General features: G+C 30.7%; 1 protein-coding gene. It reads right to left on the reverse strand.

The window, feature by feature from the left end; all coding sequences use genetic code 11:
• Positions 1–361 (reverse strand): ATP-binding protein (locus AOA61_RS30815; protein WP_256583326.1); only part of this gene is annotated, 361 nt, incomplete at both ends.

The raw sequence follows: 361 nt of genomic DNA on the forward strand, positions 1-361 counted from the left end.
TTCAGTAGACATACCAATACCATGATCAGTAATTTCAATAATAAGGTATTTCCTATCTAAATAGCACTTCATTATTACTTCGCCAAGTTCTTCACTGTATTTAATGGCATTGCTAAGGAGATTTGAAATTATTAGCTTAAGGCCCATTGAATTGCCTTTAATGATTAATTTCTCAGGAAGTTGAATAGAAGACGTAAGTGTAATATTTTGTGTTCTTGCTTTGGCAGACAATACTGATATTACATCATGGAGAATAGAGGTAACACTGATTATTGTTTTCTTCCAAAATGTATCAATACTAAACATTTGCTCTGTTTGGATAATATGATTTATTTCATGGTCTATGGCTATAGAATAATCT

It is taken from the genome of Pseudomonas sp. 2995-1, assembly GCF_002742505.1.
GTDB classification, from domain to species: domain Bacteria; phylum Pseudomonadota; class Gammaproteobacteria; order Pseudomonadales; family Pseudomonadaceae; genus Aquipseudomonas; species Aquipseudomonas sivasensis.